This is a genomic window from Clostridium cellulovorans 743B, from assembly GCF_000145275.1.
GTDB classification, from domain to species: Bacteria; Bacillota; Clostridia; order Clostridiales; family Clostridiaceae; genus Clostridium_K; species Clostridium_K cellulovorans.
In genome coordinates this window covers 4,152,756-4,173,236 of record NC_014393.1, presented here as the reverse complement: position 1 = coordinate 4,173,236, position 20,481 = coordinate 4,152,756, and the positions used below count along the sequence as shown (strand labels likewise).

At 30.4% G+C, this 20,481-nt stretch carries 20 protein-coding genes; 17 read left to right on the top strand and 3 right to left on the bottom strand.

Annotated features, from left to right (window positions below):
- The first annotated feature begins 34 nt into the window (after positions 1 to 34).
- Complete coding sequence (locus CLOCEL_RS17025) at positions 35 to 376, top strand: hydrogenase maturation nickel metallochaperone HypA/HybF (protein WP_010073487.1); 342 nt, start codon at positions 35 to 37, stop codon at positions 374 to 376.
- Between the two features lie 199 nt (positions 377 to 575).
- Here CLOCEL_RS17025 and CLOCEL_RS17020 read toward each other — a convergent pair whose 3' ends face one another.
- On the bottom strand, positions 576 to 1,361 hold the full coding sequence (locus tag CLOCEL_RS17020; protein ID WP_010073486.1) for a C39 family peptidase: 786 nt from the start codon (positions 1,359 to 1,361) through the stop codon (positions 576 to 578).
- A gap of 378 nt (positions 1,362 to 1,739) precedes the next feature.
- Between CLOCEL_RS17020 and CLOCEL_RS17015 the strand changes: the two genes are divergently transcribed.
- The 14 genes from CLOCEL_RS17015 to CLOCEL_RS23720 all read left to right on the top strand — a co-directional run bounded on the left by CLOCEL_RS17015 (position 1,740) and on the right by CLOCEL_RS23720 (position 17,047).
- The gene (locus CLOCEL_RS17015) at positions 1,740 to 2,303 is read left to right on the top strand and encodes a hypothetical protein (RefSeq protein ID WP_010073485.1); all 564 of its coding nucleotides are present in this window, start codon (positions 1,740 to 1,742) and stop codon (positions 2,301 to 2,303) included.
- A 58-nt stretch (positions 2,304 to 2,361) separates the two neighbouring features.
- Positions 2,362 to 3,327, top strand: coding sequence for a tRNA dihydrouridine synthase (locus CLOCEL_RS17010; protein ID WP_010073484.1), 966 nt, complete (start codon positions 2,362 to 2,364; stop codon positions 3,325 to 3,327).
- 554 nt (positions 3,328 to 3,881) lie between these two features.
- Positions 3,882 to 5,345 carry a TROVE domain-containing protein gene (locus CLOCEL_RS17005; RefSeq protein WP_010073483.1) on the top strand — a complete coding sequence of 488 codons (1,464 nt, stop codon included), beginning with the start codon at positions 3,882 to 3,884 and terminating at the stop codon, positions 5,343 to 5,345.
- Positions 5,326 to 6,549 (top strand): RtcB family protein, encoded by a 1,224-nt coding sequence (locus CLOCEL_RS17000; RefSeq protein WP_010073482.1) that lies wholly within the window; start codon positions 5,326 to 5,328, stop codon positions 6,547 to 6,549. Before CLOCEL_RS17005 ends, CLOCEL_RS17000 begins: the two co-directional genes overlap by 20 nt.
- Before the next feature lie 19 nt (positions 6,550 to 6,568).
- The gene (locus CLOCEL_RS16995) at positions 6,569 to 7,858 is read left to right on the top strand and encodes a helix-turn-helix transcriptional regulator (protein WP_010073481.1); all 1,290 of its coding nucleotides are present in this window, start codon (positions 6,569 to 6,571) and stop codon (positions 7,856 to 7,858) included.
- A complete protein-coding gene (locus CLOCEL_RS16990) occupies positions 7,842 to 8,834 on the top strand; it encodes a WYL domain-containing protein (RefSeq protein WP_010073480.1) in 993 nt (330 codons plus the stop codon). The genes CLOCEL_RS16995 and CLOCEL_RS16990 overlap by 17 nt, the downstream gene beginning before the upstream one ends.
- 219 nt (positions 8,835 to 9,053) lie before the next feature.
- Positions 9,054 to 9,635, top strand: coding sequence for a class I SAM-dependent DNA methyltransferase (locus tag CLOCEL_RS16985; protein ID WP_010073479.1), 582 nt, complete (start codon positions 9,054 to 9,056; stop codon positions 9,633 to 9,635).
- A 155-nt stretch (positions 9,636 to 9,790) separates the two neighbouring features.
- Positions 9,791 to 10,816, top strand: a complete 1,026-nt coding sequence (locus CLOCEL_RS16980) for a MerR family transcriptional regulator (RefSeq protein ID WP_010073478.1) — start codon at positions 9,791 to 9,793, stop codon at positions 10,814 to 10,816.
- On the top strand, positions 10,813 to 11,613 hold the full coding sequence (locus tag CLOCEL_RS16975) for a hypothetical protein (RefSeq protein ID WP_010073477.1): 801 nt from the start codon (positions 10,813 to 10,815) through the stop codon (positions 11,611 to 11,613). The genes CLOCEL_RS16980 and CLOCEL_RS16975 overlap by 4 nt, the downstream gene beginning before the upstream one ends.
- A gap of 371 nt (positions 11,614 to 11,984) precedes the next feature.
- Positions 11,985 to 13,745 carry a 1-deoxy-D-xylulose-5-phosphate synthase gene (locus CLOCEL_RS16970; RefSeq protein ID WP_010073476.1) on the top strand — a complete coding sequence of 587 codons (1,761 nt, stop codon included), beginning with the start codon at positions 11,985 to 11,987 and terminating at the stop codon, positions 13,743 to 13,745.
- Between the two features lie 377 nt (positions 13,746 to 14,122).
- Positions 14,123 to 15,766 carry a sensor histidine kinase gene (locus CLOCEL_RS16965; protein ID WP_010073475.1) on the top strand — a complete coding sequence of 548 codons (1,644 nt, stop codon included), beginning with the start codon at positions 14,123 to 14,125 and terminating at the stop codon, positions 15,764 to 15,766.
- A gap of 347 nt (positions 15,767 to 16,113) precedes the next feature.
- A complete protein-coding gene (locus CLOCEL_RS16960; RefSeq protein WP_010073474.1) occupies positions 16,114 to 16,590 on the top strand; it encodes an RNA polymerase sigma factor in 477 nt (158 codons plus the stop codon).
- Positions 16,587 to 16,901, top strand: coding sequence for a zf-HC2 domain-containing protein (locus CLOCEL_RS16955; protein WP_010073473.1), 315 nt, complete (start codon positions 16,587 to 16,589; stop codon positions 16,899 to 16,901). The genes CLOCEL_RS16960 and CLOCEL_RS16955 overlap by 4 nt, the downstream gene beginning before the upstream one ends.
- Positions 16,902 to 16,924: 23 nt before the next feature.
- Positions 16,925 to 17,047 (top strand): hypothetical protein, encoded by a 123-nt coding sequence (locus tag CLOCEL_RS23720; RefSeq protein ID WP_010073472.1) that lies wholly within the window; start codon positions 16,925 to 16,927, stop codon positions 17,045 to 17,047.
- Between the two features lie 251 nt (positions 17,048 to 17,298).
- Here the strand turns inward: CLOCEL_RS23720 and CLOCEL_RS16950 are convergent, their stop codons facing one another.
- Positions 17,299 to 17,613 (bottom strand): hypothetical protein, encoded by a 315-nt coding sequence (locus tag CLOCEL_RS16950; RefSeq protein ID WP_010073471.1) that lies wholly within the window; start codon positions 17,611 to 17,613, stop codon positions 17,299 to 17,301.
- Between the two features lie 237 nt (positions 17,614 to 17,850).
- Here CLOCEL_RS16950 and CLOCEL_RS16945 point away from each other — a divergent pair, with 237 nt between their 5' ends.
- Together CLOCEL_RS16945 and CLOCEL_RS16940 are read left to right on the top strand one after the other, a co-directional pair.
- Positions 17,851 to 19,254 (top strand): multicopper oxidase domain-containing protein, encoded by a 1,404-nt coding sequence (locus CLOCEL_RS16945; RefSeq protein WP_010073470.1) that lies wholly within the window; start codon positions 17,851 to 17,853, stop codon positions 19,252 to 19,254.
- Positions 19,255 to 19,347: 93 nt separating this feature from the next.
- The gene (locus CLOCEL_RS16940) at positions 19,348 to 19,746 is read left to right on the top strand and encodes a hypothetical protein (RefSeq protein WP_010073469.1); all 399 of its coding nucleotides are present in this window, start codon (positions 19,348 to 19,350) and stop codon (positions 19,744 to 19,746) included.
- Positions 19,747 to 20,153: 407 nt separating this feature from the next.
- On the opposite strand, the gene CLOCEL_RS16935 is transcribed toward CLOCEL_RS16940, so the two are convergent.
- Positions 20,154 to 20,462, bottom strand: a complete 309-nt coding sequence (locus tag CLOCEL_RS16935) for a DUF4190 domain-containing protein (RefSeq protein WP_010073468.1) — start codon at positions 20,460 to 20,462, stop codon at positions 20,154 to 20,156.
- Positions 20,463 to 20,481: the final 19 nt, after the last annotated feature.

Below are 20,481 nucleotides of genomic sequence, written 5' to 3'. Positions count from 1 at the left end.
AAATCTACATACTTTGAAAAGAGAGGTGAGTCCTTTGCATGAAGTTGGAGTTATGATTGAAGTTGTTCAAACTGTTGAAAACTTTGCAAGAAGAAATGGCGTAACAAAAATAGAGACTTTGGTGTTGCAAGTTGGTGAGCTTTCAGCAATGATTCCAAGATATCTTGAAGCTTGTTACCCAGCAGCAGTTGAAGGAACCATGCTACAAGATACCAATTTGAAAATTGAAGTATTACCTGGAAATGGTATCTGTAAAGCGTGCAATAAAGTTTTTAACATTATTGCTAACAATAGTACATGCCCAAACTGTGGAAGCAGACACTGGGAAGTATTATGTGGAAAAGAATTTATGATTAAGGAAATTGTTGCTTGTTGATGATGTGAAATTAAAGGTGCTGTTCTTTTGTTTTGGAATAGGCCTTTTCTTATTTTTTTATTACTCTATTTTTATAATGAGGATTGTTCATAGATACCCATATCCAAAATTCAAGTTATTCGTGAAGTTTATCACCTTGCTTCTTTGGCGTCGTAACAGAAATATTTTTAGTTACGACTGTGGGCATCTATAAAGTAAGCTAATCATAACTCAAGGCTAAATTGCCCATGGAGTTCCAAACCTCTTCAAAGGTTTCTATATCAATAGCTAAATTTTTTTCAGAATCCATCGGATCATTATAGTAAAAATTACTTTCATCATAGCCTGTTAATAGAATGCAATGTTGGTCAAAGGTCGCTTTTATGATTTTGCCATTTTTTGTCCAAGTAATAAAGTTATCTGGAATACTAAAATCATAAGTAACCCAAACTAATATTGGTTTTTTATGTATTAAATAATTTTTAAGAGTATCAATTGTTACTCCTGTAAGGTCTTTTCCAGCATTATTCATATACTTATTTACAAGAGGAAGTAATGCTTTGGGATATATAGAATAACCATCTGCATTATAACCAATCATATCTCCAACAAAACCATCATTTGGATCTCCCCAAGTTAATATGTTACCCGATAAATCTAAAACTAAGGGAGTTGAATCCATTTTAACTTCTTTAGCTAGATAGTTTTTATCGATAGTAATTCCATTATAATTTAATAGCATAGTTAAACTTGTAATTTCACAACCGTTTCTTAGCTCAGGTAATTGATTAGTAAGAGGTACATCTATAAATGCTTCATTTGGTTTAGTGATTGTGTTAACAACAAGTTGTGATACAGGGGATTCAATGTTTCGAGCCTTTTGGGGATATCTTATATTGATATCATCTACATGCAAATAACTTGCAAAATTAATTACTGGATCAATAAGGAGTGTCATTATAAATGTAATTATTAAAAGTTTAAATATTCTTTTCAAGTTTATCACCAATCTTTTATCCTAATATAATGCGTATATATAAATTTTAACTAACTTTTTATAAAATATCTATATTAAGTAAGTATAATAAAATATTTCTTTAAGTAGATTATAAAGATACAATCTTAAAATAAGATTAAAAAAATATGTCATATATTTATATTTATCTGTTTGAAGATTATATTTTACATTAAATTGCTGTTAATGATTATGAGGTGGATATATATGGATGAAAGGTAATTTTAATAGGTAAAAAGTAAGTTCTTCATATAAAAATATATTATTTTATGTCGATAAGTAATAGTGTATATTAGAATTATACTGTTTATTTGTAATTTTAAGAATATACTTGTAGGTTGATGTATTTTTATAAATATTGGAGGAAGTATGTTAGATAAAATAAAAAACTTGGTTAATGAAATAGAACTTAATAATAAGGTTATTAATGAAAAAAGTTTTGCGTTACTAAATTCTAAAGTAACGGAAATAATGGAAGTAATTACTATATCTAGAAAGCATTTAGTTTATGAAAAAATAGAAAACATAGTACGCTATAGCTTGGAGACCAAATTCGGAGAGTTGATATCTTTTAATGATCTATGCAAACATGCTGTAAAGGTAGGTGAGTATAAGAGTGGAAGTAAAGATGTTAATTGTTATATGAATGAGAAATATGGATTATATGAATTGTGGTTATTATGGAATAATGAATTTTGCGTGACTCGTTTAAGTTATGCAAATGGTAAAGAAGAGGGCGAAGTTACATATGAAAGAGAAGTCACAGATTACGGAAAATGTGCTTTTGAAATGTATGATAATGAATTTATATGGGATATGGATGGTATAATAGAAAAGATAGTAGAAAACTTAGAGAAGAGTTCAAATAGAAAGAAGAATATAAGAAATACGTTGGAATTACAATTAAAGCTAATTAATGAGAATGGAAGATAGTTTCTTTAAACTAAAACATGAATATAACAAAACCATCTATGATGAGGAGTAACGTAATATGAAATTTTATTTTGCACCATTAGAAGGCGTCACTGTATATTTATATAGGAAGGCATATGAAACCTTCTTTGGACAAGTTGATAAATACTTTATGCCTTTTGTTTCGCCAACTAAGAATATGTGCTTTACTTCTAGAGAATTAAACGATATATTGCCGGAGCACAATGAAGGACTTAATGTTGTTCCTCAAATCCTAACAAATAATTCAGAGTACTTTATTCATACCATGAAGGATTTAATGAAATTCGGTTATAAAGAGATTAATTTAAACTTAGGTTGTCCAGCTGGTACAGTTGTTGCAAAAAATAAAGGTTCAGGATTTCTTGCACAAAGAGAACAGCTTGATCAATTTTTAGAAGAAATATTTTTAAAGGCAGAGACGAAGATTTCTATAAAGACACGAATAGGAAAAGATTCTCCAGGGGAATTTTATAAACTAATTGAAATCTTTAATAAATACCCTTTAGAGGAGCTGATTATTCATCCAAGGATACAAAAGGATCTCTATAATAATAAGCCTAATATGGATGTATTTAAAGATGCAGTATCATTAAGCAAAAATCCTATTTGTTATAATGGTGATATTTTTAATGCTAAGGATTATACGGAGCTAATAGAAACGTATCCAAATCTAGATGCAGTAATGCTAGGACGAGGATTAATTGCAAATCCAGCATTAATTGGAGAAATTAAAAACAATAATAGTGCAGATAAAAAGGTCATGAAGGAGTTTCATGATAAAGTCTATAATAGTTATCAGGAAATACTTTCTGGAGAACGAAATGTACTATTTAAAATGATGGAATTTTGGTTTTACATGATACATTTATTTGCAGATAGTGATAAGTATCTTAAGAAAATAAGAAAGACAACTAGTTTAAGAGATTATGAAGCTGTGATAGCTATGTTGTTCAAAGAACTTGATATAGACAAAACAAAATATCGCGGCTTTAAACATAAGTGACACTCTAAATCTCTGATTTAGCTAGTGGAACTTACTCCTCAGAGGAATCGATGAGGAGTTTCCTATAAAAACACTCTAAATCTCTGATTTAGCTAGTGGAACTTACTCCTCAGAGGAATCGATGAGGAGTTTCCTATAAAAACACTCTAAATCTCTGATTTAGCTAGTGGAATTTACTCCCCTGAGGAATCGAAGGGGAGTTTTTTTGCAAGGTTTTTGTCTTTTACTCAGATGCAGGAATAAATATAATGATATTGTAAGTTCAGCACAAGGCAGTGCATATTTGAGTTACTTCATTCTGGTTGAAAGTTGTCACAGGTTCGAGTCCTGTCCAATAGTATTCGTGATAAAATATTATCTTTGATAATAACATTATTGGTGATATTATTGGTAGCTCAGTTGGGTAGAGCACTATTACTCAAATAGTTTTTCTCCAAAAATGATCTAAATCTCTGATTTGGTCAGCGGAACTTATTCCCCTGAGGAAACAAAGGGGGTTTTTTTCTATCAGTAAGTATTTATTATTTAGTATATAGCTAAAAGGAGTGTGAATGATGAGTAAGTTTAACAGAAACTCAAAGAATTTATTCAAAAATAACCAAGGACATATAGCTTATAAAATGAGTCTAATAGATAGGTTAATAATAGAAGTTTTATCATGCTTCTTTGGAGAAGATAAATTCTATGGAAATAATTCTTCTGAAATTATTAATGACATAAGAGCGGTTTGCAAAATAGATCCGGCTTTTATTGCTAATTTAGCTATATACGCTAGAAAAGAAATGCATTTAAGAAGCATATCTCATGTTTTAGTTTCGGAACTCGCAAAGTCACCTTTAGGCAAAAGATATGCTAGAGAAACTATAAATGAAGTAATCGAGAGAGTAGACGATATGTCAGAGATTTTAGTGTATTATCTAAATGAATTTGGAAAGCCGATACCTAACTCAGTGAAGAAGGGAATAGCAGATAAGTTATTAACTTTTGATGAATATAGCTTAGCTAAATATAATGGAGATAAAGAAGTAAAGCTTAGAGATATATTGTGTTTAGTTCATCCAAAGGCAAAGAATCAAGAACAAAGTAATATGTTTAAGCGGTTACTAGAAGGAAACCTAAGAACTCCTACTACATGGCAAACAAAATTATCAGCACAGGGAAATACAAAGGAGTCTTGGGAGCAGTTAATTGAGAATAATAACCTTGGATATATGGCTTTATTAAGAAATCTAAGAAATATAGTAAAGGCTAATCCAAGGAATTTAGATAAGGTCTATGAAATGTTGGCGAATAAAGAAAGAGTAATTAAAAGCAAACAATTACCTTTTAGATTTTATACAGCATTTAGTGTTTTATATAGAGAAAATTTTGGGAGTTCAAAATTGTATGATGCTTTAGAAACGTCAATTAAACATTCAACTAATAATGTTACAAAGCTTAAGGGTAAGACCTTTGTTTCTGCTGATGTCTCAGGTTCAATGACATTCCCAATAAGTGCAAATAGTGAAATTACTTCAGCAGATATTGCGGTGCTTATGATGGCAATGGCTAATTATATCTGTGAGGATGCTATTACAAGTACCTTTGATATAAGGTTTAAGTTAAGACCAATAGCTAGTACTAACGGTATTATATCAAATGCCTTATCGATACCTGTTACTGGTGGTGGCACTGATATTACATTACCGATAAAGTATTTATTGGATAATAATATTTATGTAGATAGAATAATAATACTATCTGATAACGAAATAAATCGTGGATATCAGAGTACTTGCCAAGAATATGTTGAGGAATATAAAAAGAAGATAAATCAAAAGGTTTGGGTTCATGGAATAGATATGCAAGGCTATGGAACACAACAGTTCTATGGAGAGCAAATTAATATAATTGCAGGCTGGAGCGAAAGAACTTTAGAATTTATTTCTACTGTTGAAGAAGGGTTAGGAAATTTAAGAAGCAAAATAGAAAACTATTATTTTAAGGAGCAAGGTAATTATGAAAATAGTACAGGGTAAGTATAATACTGCAAAAGTATTTACAAATAATATAGCAGAAGAAGCAATTGAACAATTAGTTGAGCTTTGCAACCAACCTTTTGTTGAAGGCTGCAAGGTTAGAATAATGCCAGATACCCATAAAGGATCAGGCTGTGTTATAGGTTTTACAGCAGATTTAGGAGATAAGGTAATTCCTAATATTGTTGGAGTGGACATAGGTTGTGGCATGCTGACAGTTAATCTTGGTAAAGTTGATTTAGATTTAGAAATGTTAGATAAAGTTATAAATAAATATATACCATCAGGTAAAAACACTCATGAAGGTAGAACTGTTAGATTTGAAAAGTTGCAAGATTTAAAATGTTTCCGAGATTTAAAAAATACAAAGAGAATAGAGCGAAGCATAGGAACTCTAGGTGGAGGAAACCACTTTATTGAGGTTGATAAAGGGGACGATGGCACTGTTTATTTAGTAATTCATTCAGGAAGTAGAAATTTAGGTACACAAGTTGCAGATTTATATCAGAATTTAGCTATAGATTTATGTTCTGGTAAAGAAGATTATTTTATTAAGAGAGATGAAATTATCAAGAACTTTAAAGAATGTGGAAAGAGAAAAGAAATAGAAAAGGAATTAAAGTTTTTAAAAAAGAACTATGATCAGTTAAATCCAGTTTACCCAAGAGATTTATGCTTTTTAACTGGAAAGTATAGAGAAGAATATCTTCATGATATGAACATATGTCAAGAATACGCAACACTAAATAGAGAAGTTATGGCAGAGATTATTCTTAATAAGCTTTTAGGCAAGAGTTTGAAAGAGTTTCAGGCTTTCACTACTATTCATAATTATATTAATTTCAAAGATAACATTATAAGAAAAGGTAGTATTTCAGCTTATGAAGGAGAAAAGCTACTTATTCCAATAAACATGAGAGATGGAAGCCTTATTTGTGTTGGAAAAGGTAATGAGGATTGGAATTATTCTGCACCACATGGAGCTGGAAGATTAATGAGTAGAACAAAAGCCAAAGAAAAGGTTGATTATGAAGAGTTTAAAAAATCTATGGAGGGAATATATTCTACAACTGTTACAGAGGCAACAATAGATGAAGCTCCAATGGTATATAAACCGATGAAAGAAATTATCGAAAATATTGTCGAAACTGTGGAGATTATTGATATAATTAAACCAATATATAATTTTAAAGCTCAAGGATAACTTTATAGAGAGGTGCTAAATGTTTAATGATTTTATAAAACATTATGATCTTATACGCTCCATATTGAGGGATGTATTTTTATATGGATGCTTTTCAAGAGAAGACTATGAAAATAAAAAAATAGTGAGTTCTAGAAAAGTAAGCTACGAAATGAGAAGAATACAGCAGTATATAGAAAAGGATTTTATTAAGTTTGATAGAGAGGGGAAAACTAAGCTTTTAAGCTTAAGTTATGATTCTATTACAAATACTAAAAACTTTTTAGTTAGCACCTATCTAAATAAGAGTTTTACCAAAGCTGATTTATTACTTTATTATCACATTCTTTTGGCTCTAAACTATCAAGATGGAGCTATTAACTTTAAGCAGTTAGAAGAGTTTTTATTAGACAAGGAACTTTTGGATTACGATAAAATAAGCAGCAAGACCATAGAAAGAAAGTTAAAAGAACTTAGTGAGTCAATGGGATTGATTAATTGTGAAAAACAAGGAAGGGTCAAGCAATATTCTTTAGCCAAAGATATTTTAAAGGATTTAGATAATAAAGAAATAGTTTGTCTTTATCTAGTAACATCGTTATATAAAAATATAATATTCCCGAACATTGGGGGATATTATTTTCAGGATACCTTGAAGCAATATATGAATTTTCATAGAAATATAAATGAAAATTATGAGGATATTTTTCAATATCAGAAGCTTCATTTTCATCCAATCATAGAAGAAGAAATACTTTGGAAATTAATTAAGGCTATAAGCGAAAAGAGAAAGATAAAAATAGAGTACAATTTAAATAAGAATAGAAGAATAAGGTATGACGACGAAGCTGTTATACCTTATAAAATTCGTTATGATGTAGAGTGTGGAAGATTTTATTTAGTGGCCTTTCAGAAGGATAGATGCCTTGTAGCAAGGCTTGATAGAATCACTGAAGTTAAAATTTTAGAGGAGCATTATCAGGTAGAAGAACTTTTAGAAAAATATAGTTCTGCTATGGAAAATAGTTGGTCAGCTACCCAATTAAATGGCAAAAGTCAGCTTCAAACTCTTAAGTTTAAAATAACTATCAAGGATAATAATGAAATGTACATTGTAGAAAAAATGAAAAGGGAGCTTAAAACTTATACTGCCTATGAGGATGGAGAGAATAGTTTCATATTTACAAAGGATGTCAATGATTGTTATGAAATGATACCTTGGATAAGAGGATATTACGGCAAAATAGAGGTCATAGAGCCAAGTTACATAAGACGAAAGATAAATAATGATTTGAAGGAGATGCTTAAAAACTATGGAGTTATTTCATGAATATAAAAATAGATATTTTAATTTGGTTTTTAAGATATTGAATTTATCAAAGGATGGCTTATTTAAAGAGGAAATATTAGAAATTATAGATAAAGAAGCTTATGAGGAAAAGTTAATAGGTAAGGATTTTATAACCTTTGAGGGATTAATTTTAAATCAGTATAGTGAAGAGGAGAATCTTAATCTACTTAAGAAAGAAAAGGAAAAATATTATCCGATTTTAGAAAATTATAAAGACTTGCCACTTGCCGTTAGGTTTTCTAAGGTGGAAAAACAGTGGCTTAAAGTAATGTTAAAAGAGAAAACAGCAAGAAATCTTTTAGGAGATACACTAGTATCAAAGCTTCAAGAAGAACTAGAAGATGTACAAGCTATTGACAGTGATGTAATAGAAAAGACCAATAGACTTTGGGATGATGAAGAAAATGATTTTAGGCTTCTTAGAGAAGTTTTTTTTACTGTAATTGAAGGGATTTTAAATAATTCACCTATAAGATATACAAGTGTAGATAAAAACGGAAATGAATATAAGGACAAGGTTGCCATACCGATTAGAGTTGAGTATTCATTGAGGGATGAGAATTTTAGATTATCAGTTCACTCTATAGATGAAGATAGACCTATCATGCTTTTATTAAAGAATGTTAAAACTATAGCATTGGAGCCTAATATTAAGGTTAGTAAGAGTAGAGAAGAGATTATTAGGAACTTAAAGGATACTAGATATTCTAAGGAACCTATAGTTTTGGAGCTTATTGATGAAAAGATGGCCATGGAAAGATGCTTTATGGGGCTCTCTTCTTATGAAAGAAGTACAAGAAACTTGGGTGATAATAAATATGAGGTTAAGGTTTTTTATTATACCTTTGATGAGGATGAGGTTATAAGAAAAATTTTATCCTTGGGTCCTTATGTAACAGTAAAATCTCCTGAGTGTGTAAGAAATAAAATTATAGATATTTTAAAATCTTGTTAGTTATTGGTACTGAAAGGTGTATGATATAATTTTAAGTATTATTGATGAATTATGAAATGATGAGTAGTTATTAAAGGAAGCAGATGCTTATTTATGTTCTGAATTTCAAAAGGAAATAGCTAGAGGAAAATTCAGTTTTATATATCAGATAGGAATATATAAGGAACTTTTTTATTGCTATATATGAGATGAATAAAAAGATAAATGAGAGGCACTAAGATGGCGATAAAAAATCAAAAGGAATATTTCAATGAAACCTATAAAAATTGGCAAGAGGTCTCGGATGAAAAGACTGCAATCATAGATAAAATCATAAAAAAACTTGGAATATCAGAAGGAGAGTCATTATTAGATGTGGCTTCTGGTACTGGTGTATTATATGAAAACTTAAAAGATATAAGTTTAAGTAAATATGTTGCTTTAGATATTTCTGAAAATATGCTGAAAGAATTAAAGAAATTATATTTCGAAGCTAAAACAATCTGTGCTGATTTTGATGAAGATATAGATTTAGGAGAGAAATTCGATTTCCTTGTTATCTTTAACAGCATACCGCACTTTGAAAACTTAGATACAGTTTTCACTAATGTTTATAAACATCTTAAAGATAGAGGAACCTTTGCAATAGCTCATTCCAGGACTAGAGAAAAGTTAAAGGAACATCATAGGAATATAGGTTATAGTTTAGGAAGAGATGCAATTCCAAGTGACGATACATTATTAAAACTTACAAGGAATTATGGGTTTAAAGAATGTTATATAGAAGATGAAGAAATTTTCTTTTTTAGTTGCAGAAAATAGATTCAGTTAAAGAGTAATCTTAATATTATATCAAGTATTAACAGAAGTTCATCTAAACTTCTGTTAATTGTCGTTTTTAAATATATGGCTGTCTTAGAATTCCATTGACTCTTACGTTACGTAATAGTGTATGCTAGTTTTAGGGGGTGTATATTATGAGAACTGTAAATGAAGTGTCAAAGTTAGCAGGCGTTAGTATAAGAACCTTACATTATTATGATGAAATTAACTTGTTAAAGCCAACAACAGTTACGGAGGCTGGTTATAGATTATATACAAATGATGATTTAATTATGTTGCAACAAATTTTACTATTTAAAGAATTAGGTGTTTCACTTGAGGGAATCAAAAAAATTTTAAGAAGTGCTGATTATGATAAACATAAAGTACTAGAATGTCAGCAGCAATTATTGTCCATTAAAAGAAATAGGTTAAATAGTTTGATTAACAAGCTTGATAATATGATTAATGATAATAAACTAATAGATTTCAATTTCTTTGATAATAGCGAAACTGAATGGGAATTAATATGGGATGAGATTTATCATAAGCAGGGAGAAGTTCAGAGCGAAGTACTTAAAACAGTGATGGAAGCGGCAGAATATTTTAAGAACCATGATATGAAGAAAGTATTAGACTTAGGTTGTGGAATGGGAAGACACTCTTTATATTTAGCAAAACAAGGATTCTGTGTAACAGCTTGTGATATTTCTGAAAAAGGTTTAGAGGTTACTAGAAGAAAAGCAAAAAAGGTTGGCTTTGAAATTGATACAGTTTGCTGTGATATGAGAGAGCTTCCATTCAAGGATAATACCTTTGATGCAATATTATGTACATGGGTGTCTGGTCATGGAAATCTACAGGATATGAAAAAGCATGCGGATGAAATGTTAAGAGTAGTGAAGCCAAATGGAATTATTTTTGTAGATTACCCTTCTAGAAATGATGAAAGATATGGTATTGGAATTGAAATTGAGAAGCATACATTTACTTACAACATGCCTGGAGAAGAAAAAATACCACATCATTATTCTGATGAGCAGGAGATTATTGAGACCTATAAAGGACATTATACTGATGTTAAACCACATAGATATTCATTTTATGATAAAGAAAAAAATGAATACTTTATAGATGCGTATCTTTGCTATATACAAAAGAAAAGGTTGGAGAAAAGATGATTTACTATGCAAATTCAGAATGGTCTCCACTTAAAAGTAATCCATTTAGTGTAGATGGACAATATGGCGAGAGCTGGTCAGCATTTATATATGATGAAGAAATCCAGTACTATTCTAATGTTGTTCACAAGACTAAAGTGTATTGTTTAAAGGTTTCTCCTGATTTAGATAAGGATTTTCAAAGAATAATTGATTTTGTGAAATATGAAACTTATCATAAGCGAAACGTAATTATAAAAGTACATAAAAAATTAAGACCTAGCATTGAAGCGGTTTTAAGAAATAATTTTGCTGACAATGATACAGCTATTAGAGAAACTGATCCAAGATGGGTGGTACACAGCACCACAAAAGATTCATGGGAAGAAATAAAAAAGAGTGGATTTTTATATTCGCCTTCTGAGTTAAAAAGAATGAACATATTAGTTAAGGAAATCGGGTTAAAAGAATTAGTAGAACCAAAAGATTACTCAGATTATATAATGTTTGATATTTTAAATGGATGTGGAGAAATTGTAGTAAATTCAAGGCAATTAGGGTATGTATGTACTAAGCCAGATATCCCGTATAACCCAGGGGTAAGATTGTACTTTGATGCTTATAAAATTATTAAAGATGGACTTGCAGTGAGAGATGGTTTACATATCATTAAAGTTAAAGAGAAACTTCATTTTCAGGAGTATCTTGCTATGGCAGTTACAGCAGATATCAGTACAACTAGAGAACTTTGGACTCCTACAACATATACAGAATGGGCAAATAGATATTTTTTGAATAATGTTACACTGCTTGAATGATAGGTAGAAATCAAAATAGAATTAAAATATAAAAATATAAAAGGAATACTTAATCAAAGATTTAGGTATTCTTTTTATATTTGAATCAAGTAGCAATAGGATAGATGTACTTTATTAAGAATGCAAAGAAGTAATGACTTGGTACAGTTATAAAAGTGAGTATAGTTGTGGATAATGAATTTATTAATTTTATAAATGTGCATAGTTTGGTCCTAATAAAAAAAATTAAAAATTTTTTTAAAAAGCTATTGACCTGGAGTTAACTCACAGGTTTATGATAGGCATATAACTTTTCAGAATGTGTGTTAACTACAATCGAAAAAGCTAAATATTCAATAAAACTTATAAAGGGATTTATAGGAGGATGAAGTATGTATTTAGAAAAAATAAATTCACCAGAGGACGTAAAAAAATTATCAGTAGATGAAATGAAAGAGTTGAGTTCAGAAATCCGTCAAGCGTTGCTTAAAAAATTAAGTGAACATGGTGGACATATTGGTCCTAATCTTGGAATTGTAGAGCTGACTGTTGCATTACATCATGTATTTAACTCACCAAAGGATAAAATCGTTTATGATGTTTCTCATCAGAGTTATGTTCACAAAATGCTTACTGGAAGAAAAGAAGCGTTTATCAATTCTGAAAAGTATGATGATGTATCTGGTTATTCGAATCCAGAAGAAAGCGACCATGACTTTTTTAATATTGGACACACGTCCACATCTATAAGCCTTGCTTGCGGGCTTGCTAAAGCAAGAGATTTAAAAGATGAGAAGGATAATGTAATTGCTATTATTGGAGACGGTTCTCTAAGTGGTGGAGAAGCCTATGAAGGATTAAATAACGCTGCAGAAGCAGGAACAAACATGATTATTATTGTCAATGATAATGATATGTCTATTGCAGAAAATCATGGTGGTTTATATAAAAATCTTAAGGAACTGAGAGACTCGGAAGGAAGATGTGAATGTAACTTCTTTAAGGCAATGGGGTTAGATTATTATTATGTAAAGGATGGACATGATTTTGAACAATTAATTGATGTATTTAATAAAGTTAAGGATATAGAACATCCTGTAGTTGTTCATGTTCATACAATCAAAGGCAAAGGCTTTGAATTTGCTGAAAAGAATAAGGAACAGTGGCACTGGGGAATGCCTTTTGTGTTAGAGACAGGGGAAGCAAAGTTCTCAATGGGCGCTGGAGAGAACTATGGAGATTTGACTGGAGAATATTTATTAAATGCTATGAAAGAGGATCCAAAAGTCGTTGCTATTACGTCAGCAACTCCAACAGTGTTTGGTTTTTGGCCAGAAAGAAGAAAAGAAGCAGGCAGACAGTTTGTAGATGTTGGTATTGCAGAAGAACATGCAGTTGCCTTGGCTTCAGGAATTGCAGCTAATGGTGGAAAGCCAGTTTACGGAGTGTATAGTACATTTCTCCAAAGAACCTATGACCAACTTTCACAGGACTTATGCATAAATAATAATCCAGCAGTAATATTGGTAAATTATGCGTCTGTTTATGGCATGAATGATGTAACTCATCTTGGATTATATGATATTGGCATGATGAGTAACATTCCTAATATGGTATATCTTGCTCCAACTTGTAAGGAAGAGTATTTTGCTATGCTTAAGTGGGGAATGAATCAACAGGATCATCCAGTGGCTATCCGTGTTCCAGCAATGGGAGTAATTAAAAGTGGAATTGAAGATAATACAGATTACTCTAAGTTAAATAAATATCAGGTGACAAAGGAAGGCAAAGATGTTGCAGTAGTAGCACTTGGGGATTTTTATCAACTTGGAGAAGCTGTTGTAACAAAACTTTCAAAGGAAAGTGGCATTGAAGCTACTTTAATTAATCCAAAATTTATTACTGGTATCGATGAAGAATTACTGGAAAGCTTGAAAAAGAATCATAAGATTGTAATTACTCTTGAAGATGGCATTTTAGATGGTGGTTTTGGTGAAAAGCTTGCAAGATATTATGGTCCTTCTGATATGAAGGTATTAAACTATGGAATTAAGAAGGAATTAATAGATCGTTATGTCCCAGAGGAACTTATGAGAAAAAATAGACTTACAGATGATCAAATAGTAAAAGATATTATTAACATCATAAAATAAGCTCTTGTGAGGATGATAGTATATAAAATAAGTTCTTGTAAGGATAGATAGTATATAAATTAAGAAAAAGCATGGATATTAAAAATATAACCATGCTTTTTCTATTGAAAAAATTATCTTCTACTATATGAAAATATTTCTTGTGGTAGTATATTTTAATATTTATTCATATTAGTGGAATAGTGTAGAAAAATTGTTTATAATAAAATTTATTAAAACAATAGAGAGTTAATTATATTTCAATAAAGATTCTTCGTAGATTATTGATTTTTAACATATAAATATACTTTTAATGTAGTTTTAATAATGAAAGTAAATTGGGGAATTTGGTATTAGAGAAATAAAGGTTTATTTTGTTAGAAATGTGGGAGTTAAATATGAATATAATTATGGATTTGGAAAATGAATTTTGGTTAAAAGAAATACAGAAAGTGGCTAGACTTGGAAACTATGTTTATGATATGAAAAAGGATATATTTGATTGTTCTGAAATAGTTTATGAAATATTTGGAGTTGATTCTTCTCATGGAATGAATCTAGAAATATGGGTAAATACCATTTACCCTAGTGATAGACCAGCATTTGAAGCATCACTTTGTGAAATTGTAAAAAATGGAGATGATTTTGATGTAGAGTATAGAATAGTAAATCAAACTGATAGAACAATAAGGTGGCTAAAGGCCAAAGGTAAGTTATATTATGATAAATATGGAGCTTTAGAAAAAGCAGTGGGAATTATTCAGGATATTAGTGAACTTAAAGAGAGTGAGGAAAGATATAAGAACCTTTATATAAAGTTTCAGCAGAAACAAGCTTTTTTAACATCTCTTATTGATTCAATTCCAGATTTCTTTTTCTATAAAGACATCGATGGCGTATACCAAGGTTGTAATAAAGCTTTTGAAGTTTTTGCAGGAATAAAAGAGGAAAAGCTTATTGGAAAAAGAGATTTAGAAGTTTTTGATAAAGAAACGGCAGAAAGTTTTAGAGGAAGAGATTTAGAAGTAATTCGTCAAAATAAACATCTTAGAAACGAGGAATGGATTAAGTATCCTGATGGTAAAGTTTTGTTGGTGGATACATTAAAAACTCCTTATTATGATTCACAAGGTAATATTATGGGACTTATAGGTATAAGCAGGGATATTACTGAAAAGTATAAACAGGAAGAACTGCAAAAAAGCATTGATGAAGAAAGAAGAAGGATAAGTGAGTTAGAAGAATATGATAGAATAAAAACAGATTTTTTTGCAAACATTTCACATGAACTCAGAACACCAACAAATGTTATTTTCTCGGCTTTACAGGTACAAGAACTTAAATTAAAAAAATATTTATCGAAAGAGTCCTGTACAGAAATGTATGGGTATACAAAAATGATGAAACAAAATTGTTACCGTCTTTTGAGGCTAATTAATAATTTGATAGATATTACTAAAATAGATACAATGTATGTTGAAATAAATGAAGTTAATATTAATATTATTAATCTTATAGAAAATATAACTATGTCTGTAGCTGATTATATAGAAGATAAGGGATTATCGCTTATATTTGATACAGAGGTAGAAGAAAAAGTTATTGCTTGTGATCCAGAAAAAATAGAGAGAATTATGCTAAATCTACTTTCAAATGCAGTAAAATTCACTCCTATGGGTGGGAATATAATGGTCAATATTGAAGATGCAACCGAAAATGTTTGCATAAGAGTAAAGGATACAGGGCGAGGGATTCCAAAAGAAAAGTTAAACTCTATATTTGAGAGATTTGTACAAGTAGACAAATCCTTTACTAGAGATCATGAGGGAAGTGGAATTGGACTTTCTCTTGTAAAATCATTAGTAGAGCTTCACGGTGGTACAATATCTGTAAAAAGCAGCGAAGGTTATGGCACTGAGTTTATTATATATATTCCATGTAAATTAGTTGATAAAACCTATGATGAAATTGCTTGTGGTGGAGAAATGTCCAAAGGCTACATAGAAAGAATCAATATAGAGTTTTCTGATATATATAAATAATATAGAATTTTTAAGGTATATAAGATTCAATGTATACAAGCTTCAAATATACTGAAGTAGATCTATAAAGGTGTCGATTTTTTCTATAGAGGTTTGAACTTAAGTGGTGATTTGATTAATATTTTCCATTAATATATCCCTATCATAAAAATCTTCGAAAAGTATATCGAGGATTTTTTACTTGTGTGAAAATTTTTAATTATGAAAGTGGACTCATAGTACAAAATTTAGTTAAATGAGTCCTTTAAAATTTGGATTAGCAATAGGTGAAAAAATTTAAATAACAATATTAAAAAAATTTGAAACACTTTCGCATAAGCATAGTCTTATCTATAGGAGGTGAGAAAGTGACAGACTACGGAGAAATATATAGAAAATATTTTTCTGATGTATATAAATATATGTTGGCTCTTAGCAGGAATGAAGCTATCGCAGAAGAAGTTACTCAGGAAACTTTTTTCAAAGCTATGAGGCATATTGATCAATTCAAAGGAAACTGTAAACTATATGTATGGCTTTGCCAAATCGCTAGAAATACTTATATTTCGCTTTATCAAAAGCAAAAGCGAAATATTTCTAGTGTTGATACAGAATTTTCAGAAACAACATCAGATTTAGAAAAAGATTATCTTGACAAAGAAGCTATGAAGCAATTACATATTTTGATTCATAATCTAAAGGAACCATATAAGGAAATTTTCACATTGAGGGTATTCGGAGAACTGCCATTTTCGCAAATTGGAGAGTTGTTCGGGAAAACCGACAGTTGGGCAAGACTGATTTTTTATAGAGCAAAAAAACAATTACAGGAGGAATTCAAATGAAAATATCTTGTGAAATTATAAAAGATTTGTTGCCGTTATATTACGATGGTGTTTGCAGTAATGAAAGCAAAGTTGTGGTTGAAGAACATCTTGCTCACTGTGATGTCTGCAAAGCTGAGATTCAATCAATGTACGATACATTGTCTATTGATGATATTGAACAGAACTTAAAGGAAGCAGAGGCAGTGAAAAAATTATCAAAGGAATGGAAAAGAGGAATGTTCAAATCTTTGCTAAAAGGTATTTTAATTGCTGCAACTATTGCTATTATTCTTTACAGCTTTATCGGTATTAAAGTTGTTTCAAATTAATAATGTTGAATGGAGGGAATAAATTGAAACAATATATAGAATCTAAAAAGGGAATGCTTAAATCGTTATTAAAAGGTATTTTAATTGCGGCTGTTATTGCTATTATTCTTTATAGCTTTATCGGTATTAAAGTTGTTTCGGTTTAACAATAGTGAATGGAAGAAATGACATGGAAAGAATATATGATACAACTCTAATATCAACTCATATTTTAAGTGAATTGTAGACAAGTATATAACAACCCTCACCTTTTACATAAGGTGAGGGTTATGTTACTGTTTTTAACAGGTTATATTTTTATAAACTTGTTATATCAATACATAAGCATGTAAATTATATATAGTTAGAAAGGAACGCTACTTATGAAATCAATATCTATATGTTGTAGTTATTAAGATTATTTTGCAAGCCAGTCTATAACTGCTTGGTTTTGACAAGCGCATGACTCAGCATCTGTTTTTGTCACAAACAAGATATCTCCTGTATTTGCTACTTCTTTAAGTTCTTCTAATATTTTTTGAGCAGATAAAGTGCTTTTAACAAGATATGCTTCAGGCATGAAATGGGCCCAAGCACCCACGGATTTTATCTTTGCGATTATATTATCTTCGCTAGATTCAATATGTTCATGGTTATGTTCATGATTATGTTCATGGTCATGTCCACATCCACAAGTATCACTTAAGAAATATGTAATCATATATGCTGACATAAAATTATCTCCCTTTTAAAACAATATAGTTTATTTACATTAAATTATACATGAATATTTAAAAAAGTAAATGATAATTATTCTCAAAACGGAAATGTAGATAATAAAAGTTTGTTGAAAGGTGTTTGAGTTTATTGGAAAAATCAATAATAAGGACAACAATGTAAATATTTATAAAAAGGTGTCATATATTATATTGCTAAGATAAAATAAAAAAATTAGGAGGGTAAAAGCATTATGGCAAAAAGGCTTTTTTACAGCTTATATGCTACAGATGGTTTTATTAATCTTCCAACTGACCCGACAGGATGCTTACTACGTAGAAGCATATATGTTTTTGGTTTTGTAGGAGGCTTATGGAAAATACAAGATAAATGTACAGGCAAGTTTACAATTATTGATTCAGAATTGGATCCTTCAAATATAACAGCAAGAGATGCTTTAAGAGGAACAGCTGTAATTCCATCGCCGTTAATAAAAATGGATGCGGATGATGAACTATTTATAACTCTAACTAACTTGGGTTTGTTAAGAGCTAAAGAGCCTATTTTAGACGTTCATACCATTCATATTCACGGTGGTCATGTAGCAACACAAGTTGATGGTGTACCTGAAACTTCCTTTGGAGTACCAGTAACTCCTATAGGTGAACCTTCAATCAGTATAACCTATTACTTCAAACCAGAAACTCCAGGAAGCTATTTTTATCACTGTCATCAGGAGGCTGCTGAACATGTTCAGATGGGCATGTACGGAGGACTAATTGTATATCCGGAAGCTCAAGATGTCTCTAGATATATCACATCAAAGAATATCACTAACAGGAACTTTGCAAATATAAATTATGATAGCTTTTTTGATAAAGAATATGTAATACTCTTATCCGATATCGACTCTACTTGGCACGATGCTGTTGAAAATCAAACTGATTTTAATGCGGTAAATTTTAAACCTGATTGGTGGTTGGTAAATGGACGTGCATTCCCGGATACACTATTACCTGCTGGTGTTGATGTAGGTGGAGATGCTTATAAAGTTCCGGCAGGATATGATTCTTATGTTCATATTAAAAATGGACAAAGGTTTTTGCTTCGTCTTATTAATATGGGATATCAGCCAGTTCCATGGCATACTCATGGTTGGCATGGCACAATAGTTAATAAAGATGCACATGCTCATCCACATGGGGAATCTGTCTTTACCCAATTGGTTGGTTCTGGAGAAAGCTACGACCTTATTTTTATGGCTGATGATAAACGAAAGCTTTATGCTGATTATATTTTCTGTGGCAAAGGTGGCTTCCCATCATTAATGAATCAAGTGGCTGATGCAACTGCAGAATCTAGAAATGCTGGTACCTTTATGCCTGGTTTTGGTGATTCAGACACTTTATGGGCTAACACTCCGAAAGAAGGGGGTACAACACTGTGTCCTTTCCCAGGAGACTTCCAAGTTAACAACTATGGTACAATAGATAATTTCTTCTTTCCTCAGTTTTATATTGCTCATAATCATGATGATTATAAGGTTACAAATAATGGTGTATACCCAGGCGGTCAATTAATATTTATTCAAACTGATTTACCAAATGAGAGGCCTCATCCTCCGTGTAATCTGGGATTTGCTCCAAAATGTAAGTGATTCACTGTTCCATGGTTTGTTTTTTCAGTACTTTAATATGATCAAAAGGGGCATCGTGATAAGGTGCCCTTAATATTCTAAGGGAGGCATATTATGATTACAGTATTAATTACTATTAGTGTATTGATCGCAATGACAGGGATATTTCTTTTCAGATACTATTACTATTATTGGATACCCAGGAAACGTCCCTTTGAAATAATAGGTTGTATTTTAACGGGTGATGATAACATTATTAATATCAGTTTTAAAATCAATAGAATGGGTTATATTGTTAAAGGTACCCGTGAAATTTATATTATAGATGAGGCAACTGGAATAAAATTTTCTTTACTAAGTCTACCAAAGTTTGGGGAAATGATAACTCGAAAAGGAAAGAGAGGAAGATACGGTTATATGATGTTTGTGAATGTGGGAAATGTTATAAAACATGAGTCTAAGGTTACTGTTAATATCGGTGATTATCAAAAAAAACATGTTAATATAATTTAGGAATCTTAAAGTCATATGTCAAAGTATTTTTTAATAAACCAATTAAGCACGCTATATTATATTTAATATATATAATAGTAAACCGTACCACTTATTTAGGGTACGGTTTTATAGTATCTAAATTTTTTTATCAATATTAAGAAATTAATCAAGTTTATCTAGTACCATAGGCTCTTATTTAGCAAGTGGTTCTAATACTATTTTTCCTTATTCGCCTAAAAAGTTGGGAATAAGCATATAAAATCTGTAGATTTTATTGCTATACAAAATGCGGTTAACACTTGGATATAAGGGCTAATGTTAGGGTAAACAGACTGTTCAATTAAATGATCAAAAGCACACAACCAAAATACATCAGACATATATTACTGACGAGTTGTTTCAAAGATAATTATAGTCCTCATTCTTTATTTATAACTTACTATAAGATTTAATAAAATGAAAAATATTATACCAAGTAATATACCTAAGACAGATAAAACTATTCCAATAATGGCCATATTTGAGCCATCACGTTTTCTTATAACACTAATAAATCCAGTAATTGTACCTATAATTCCAGTGATTATTGGACAGATAGGAGCCCAACAAAATATTAAAGAAATAATTCCAAAGACTAGAGAAGTAATTGCTAGAGTATTATTTTTATTAGAAACTTGATTTCTTACTATCGCTTTCTTTGATTTTGTAATCTCAGTGTTATTATCAAAATTCAAATATATTTCCTCTATAATA

Excerpts from the sequence above, each read along its gene's own strand:
- CLOCEL_RS17015 (WP_010073485.1), top strand. The coding sequence starts at position 1,740 with ATGTTAGATAAAATAAAAAACTTGGTTAATGAAATAGAACTTAATAAT.
- CLOCEL_RS17010 (WP_010073484.1), top strand. The coding sequence starts at position 2,362 with ATGAAATTTTATTTTGCACCATTAGAAGGCGTCACTGTATATTTATAT.
- CLOCEL_RS17005 (WP_010073483.1), top strand. The coding sequence starts at position 3,882 with ATGAGTAAGTTTAACAGAAACTCAAAGAATTTATTCAAAAATAACCAA.
- CLOCEL_RS17000 (WP_010073482.1), top strand. The coding sequence starts at position 5,326 with ATGAAAATAGTACAGGGTAAGTATAATACTGCAAAAGTATTTACAAAT.
- CLOCEL_RS16995 (WP_010073481.1), top strand. The coding sequence starts at position 6,569 with ATGTTTAATGATTTTATAAAACATTATGATCTTATACGCTCCATATTG.
- CLOCEL_RS16990 (WP_010073480.1), top strand. The coding sequence starts at position 7,842 with ATGGAGTTATTTCATGAATATAAAAATAGATATTTTAATTTGGTTTTT.
- CLOCEL_RS16985 (WP_010073479.1), top strand. The coding sequence starts at position 9,054 with ATGGCGATAAAAAATCAAAAGGAATATTTCAATGAAACCTATAAAAAT.
- CLOCEL_RS16980 (WP_010073478.1), top strand. The coding sequence starts at position 9,791 with ATGAGAACTGTAAATGAAGTGTCAAAGTTAGCAGGCGTTAGTATAAGA.
- CLOCEL_RS16975 (WP_010073477.1), top strand. The coding sequence starts at position 10,813 with ATGATTTACTATGCAAATTCAGAATGGTCTCCACTTAAAAGTAATCCA.
- CLOCEL_RS16970 (WP_010073476.1), top strand. The coding sequence starts at position 11,985 with ATGTATTTAGAAAAAATAAATTCACCAGAGGACGTAAAAAAATTATCA.
- CLOCEL_RS16965 (WP_010073475.1), top strand. The coding sequence starts at position 14,123 with ATGAATATAATTATGGATTTGGAAAATGAATTTTGGTTAAAAGAAATA.
- CLOCEL_RS16955 (WP_010073473.1), top strand. The coding sequence starts at position 16,587 with ATGAAAATATCTTGTGAAATTATAAAAGATTTGTTGCCGTTATATTAC.
- CLOCEL_RS16950 (WP_010073471.1), bottom strand. The coding sequence starts at position 17,613 with ATGTCAGCATATATGATTACATATTTCTTAAGTGATACTTGTGGATGT.
- CLOCEL_RS16945 (WP_010073470.1), top strand. The coding sequence starts at position 17,851 with ATGGCAAAAAGGCTTTTTTACAGCTTATATGCTACAGATGGTTTTATT.
- CLOCEL_RS16940 (WP_010073469.1), top strand. The coding sequence starts at position 19,348 with ATGATTACAGTATTAATTACTATTAGTGTATTGATCGCAATGACAGGG.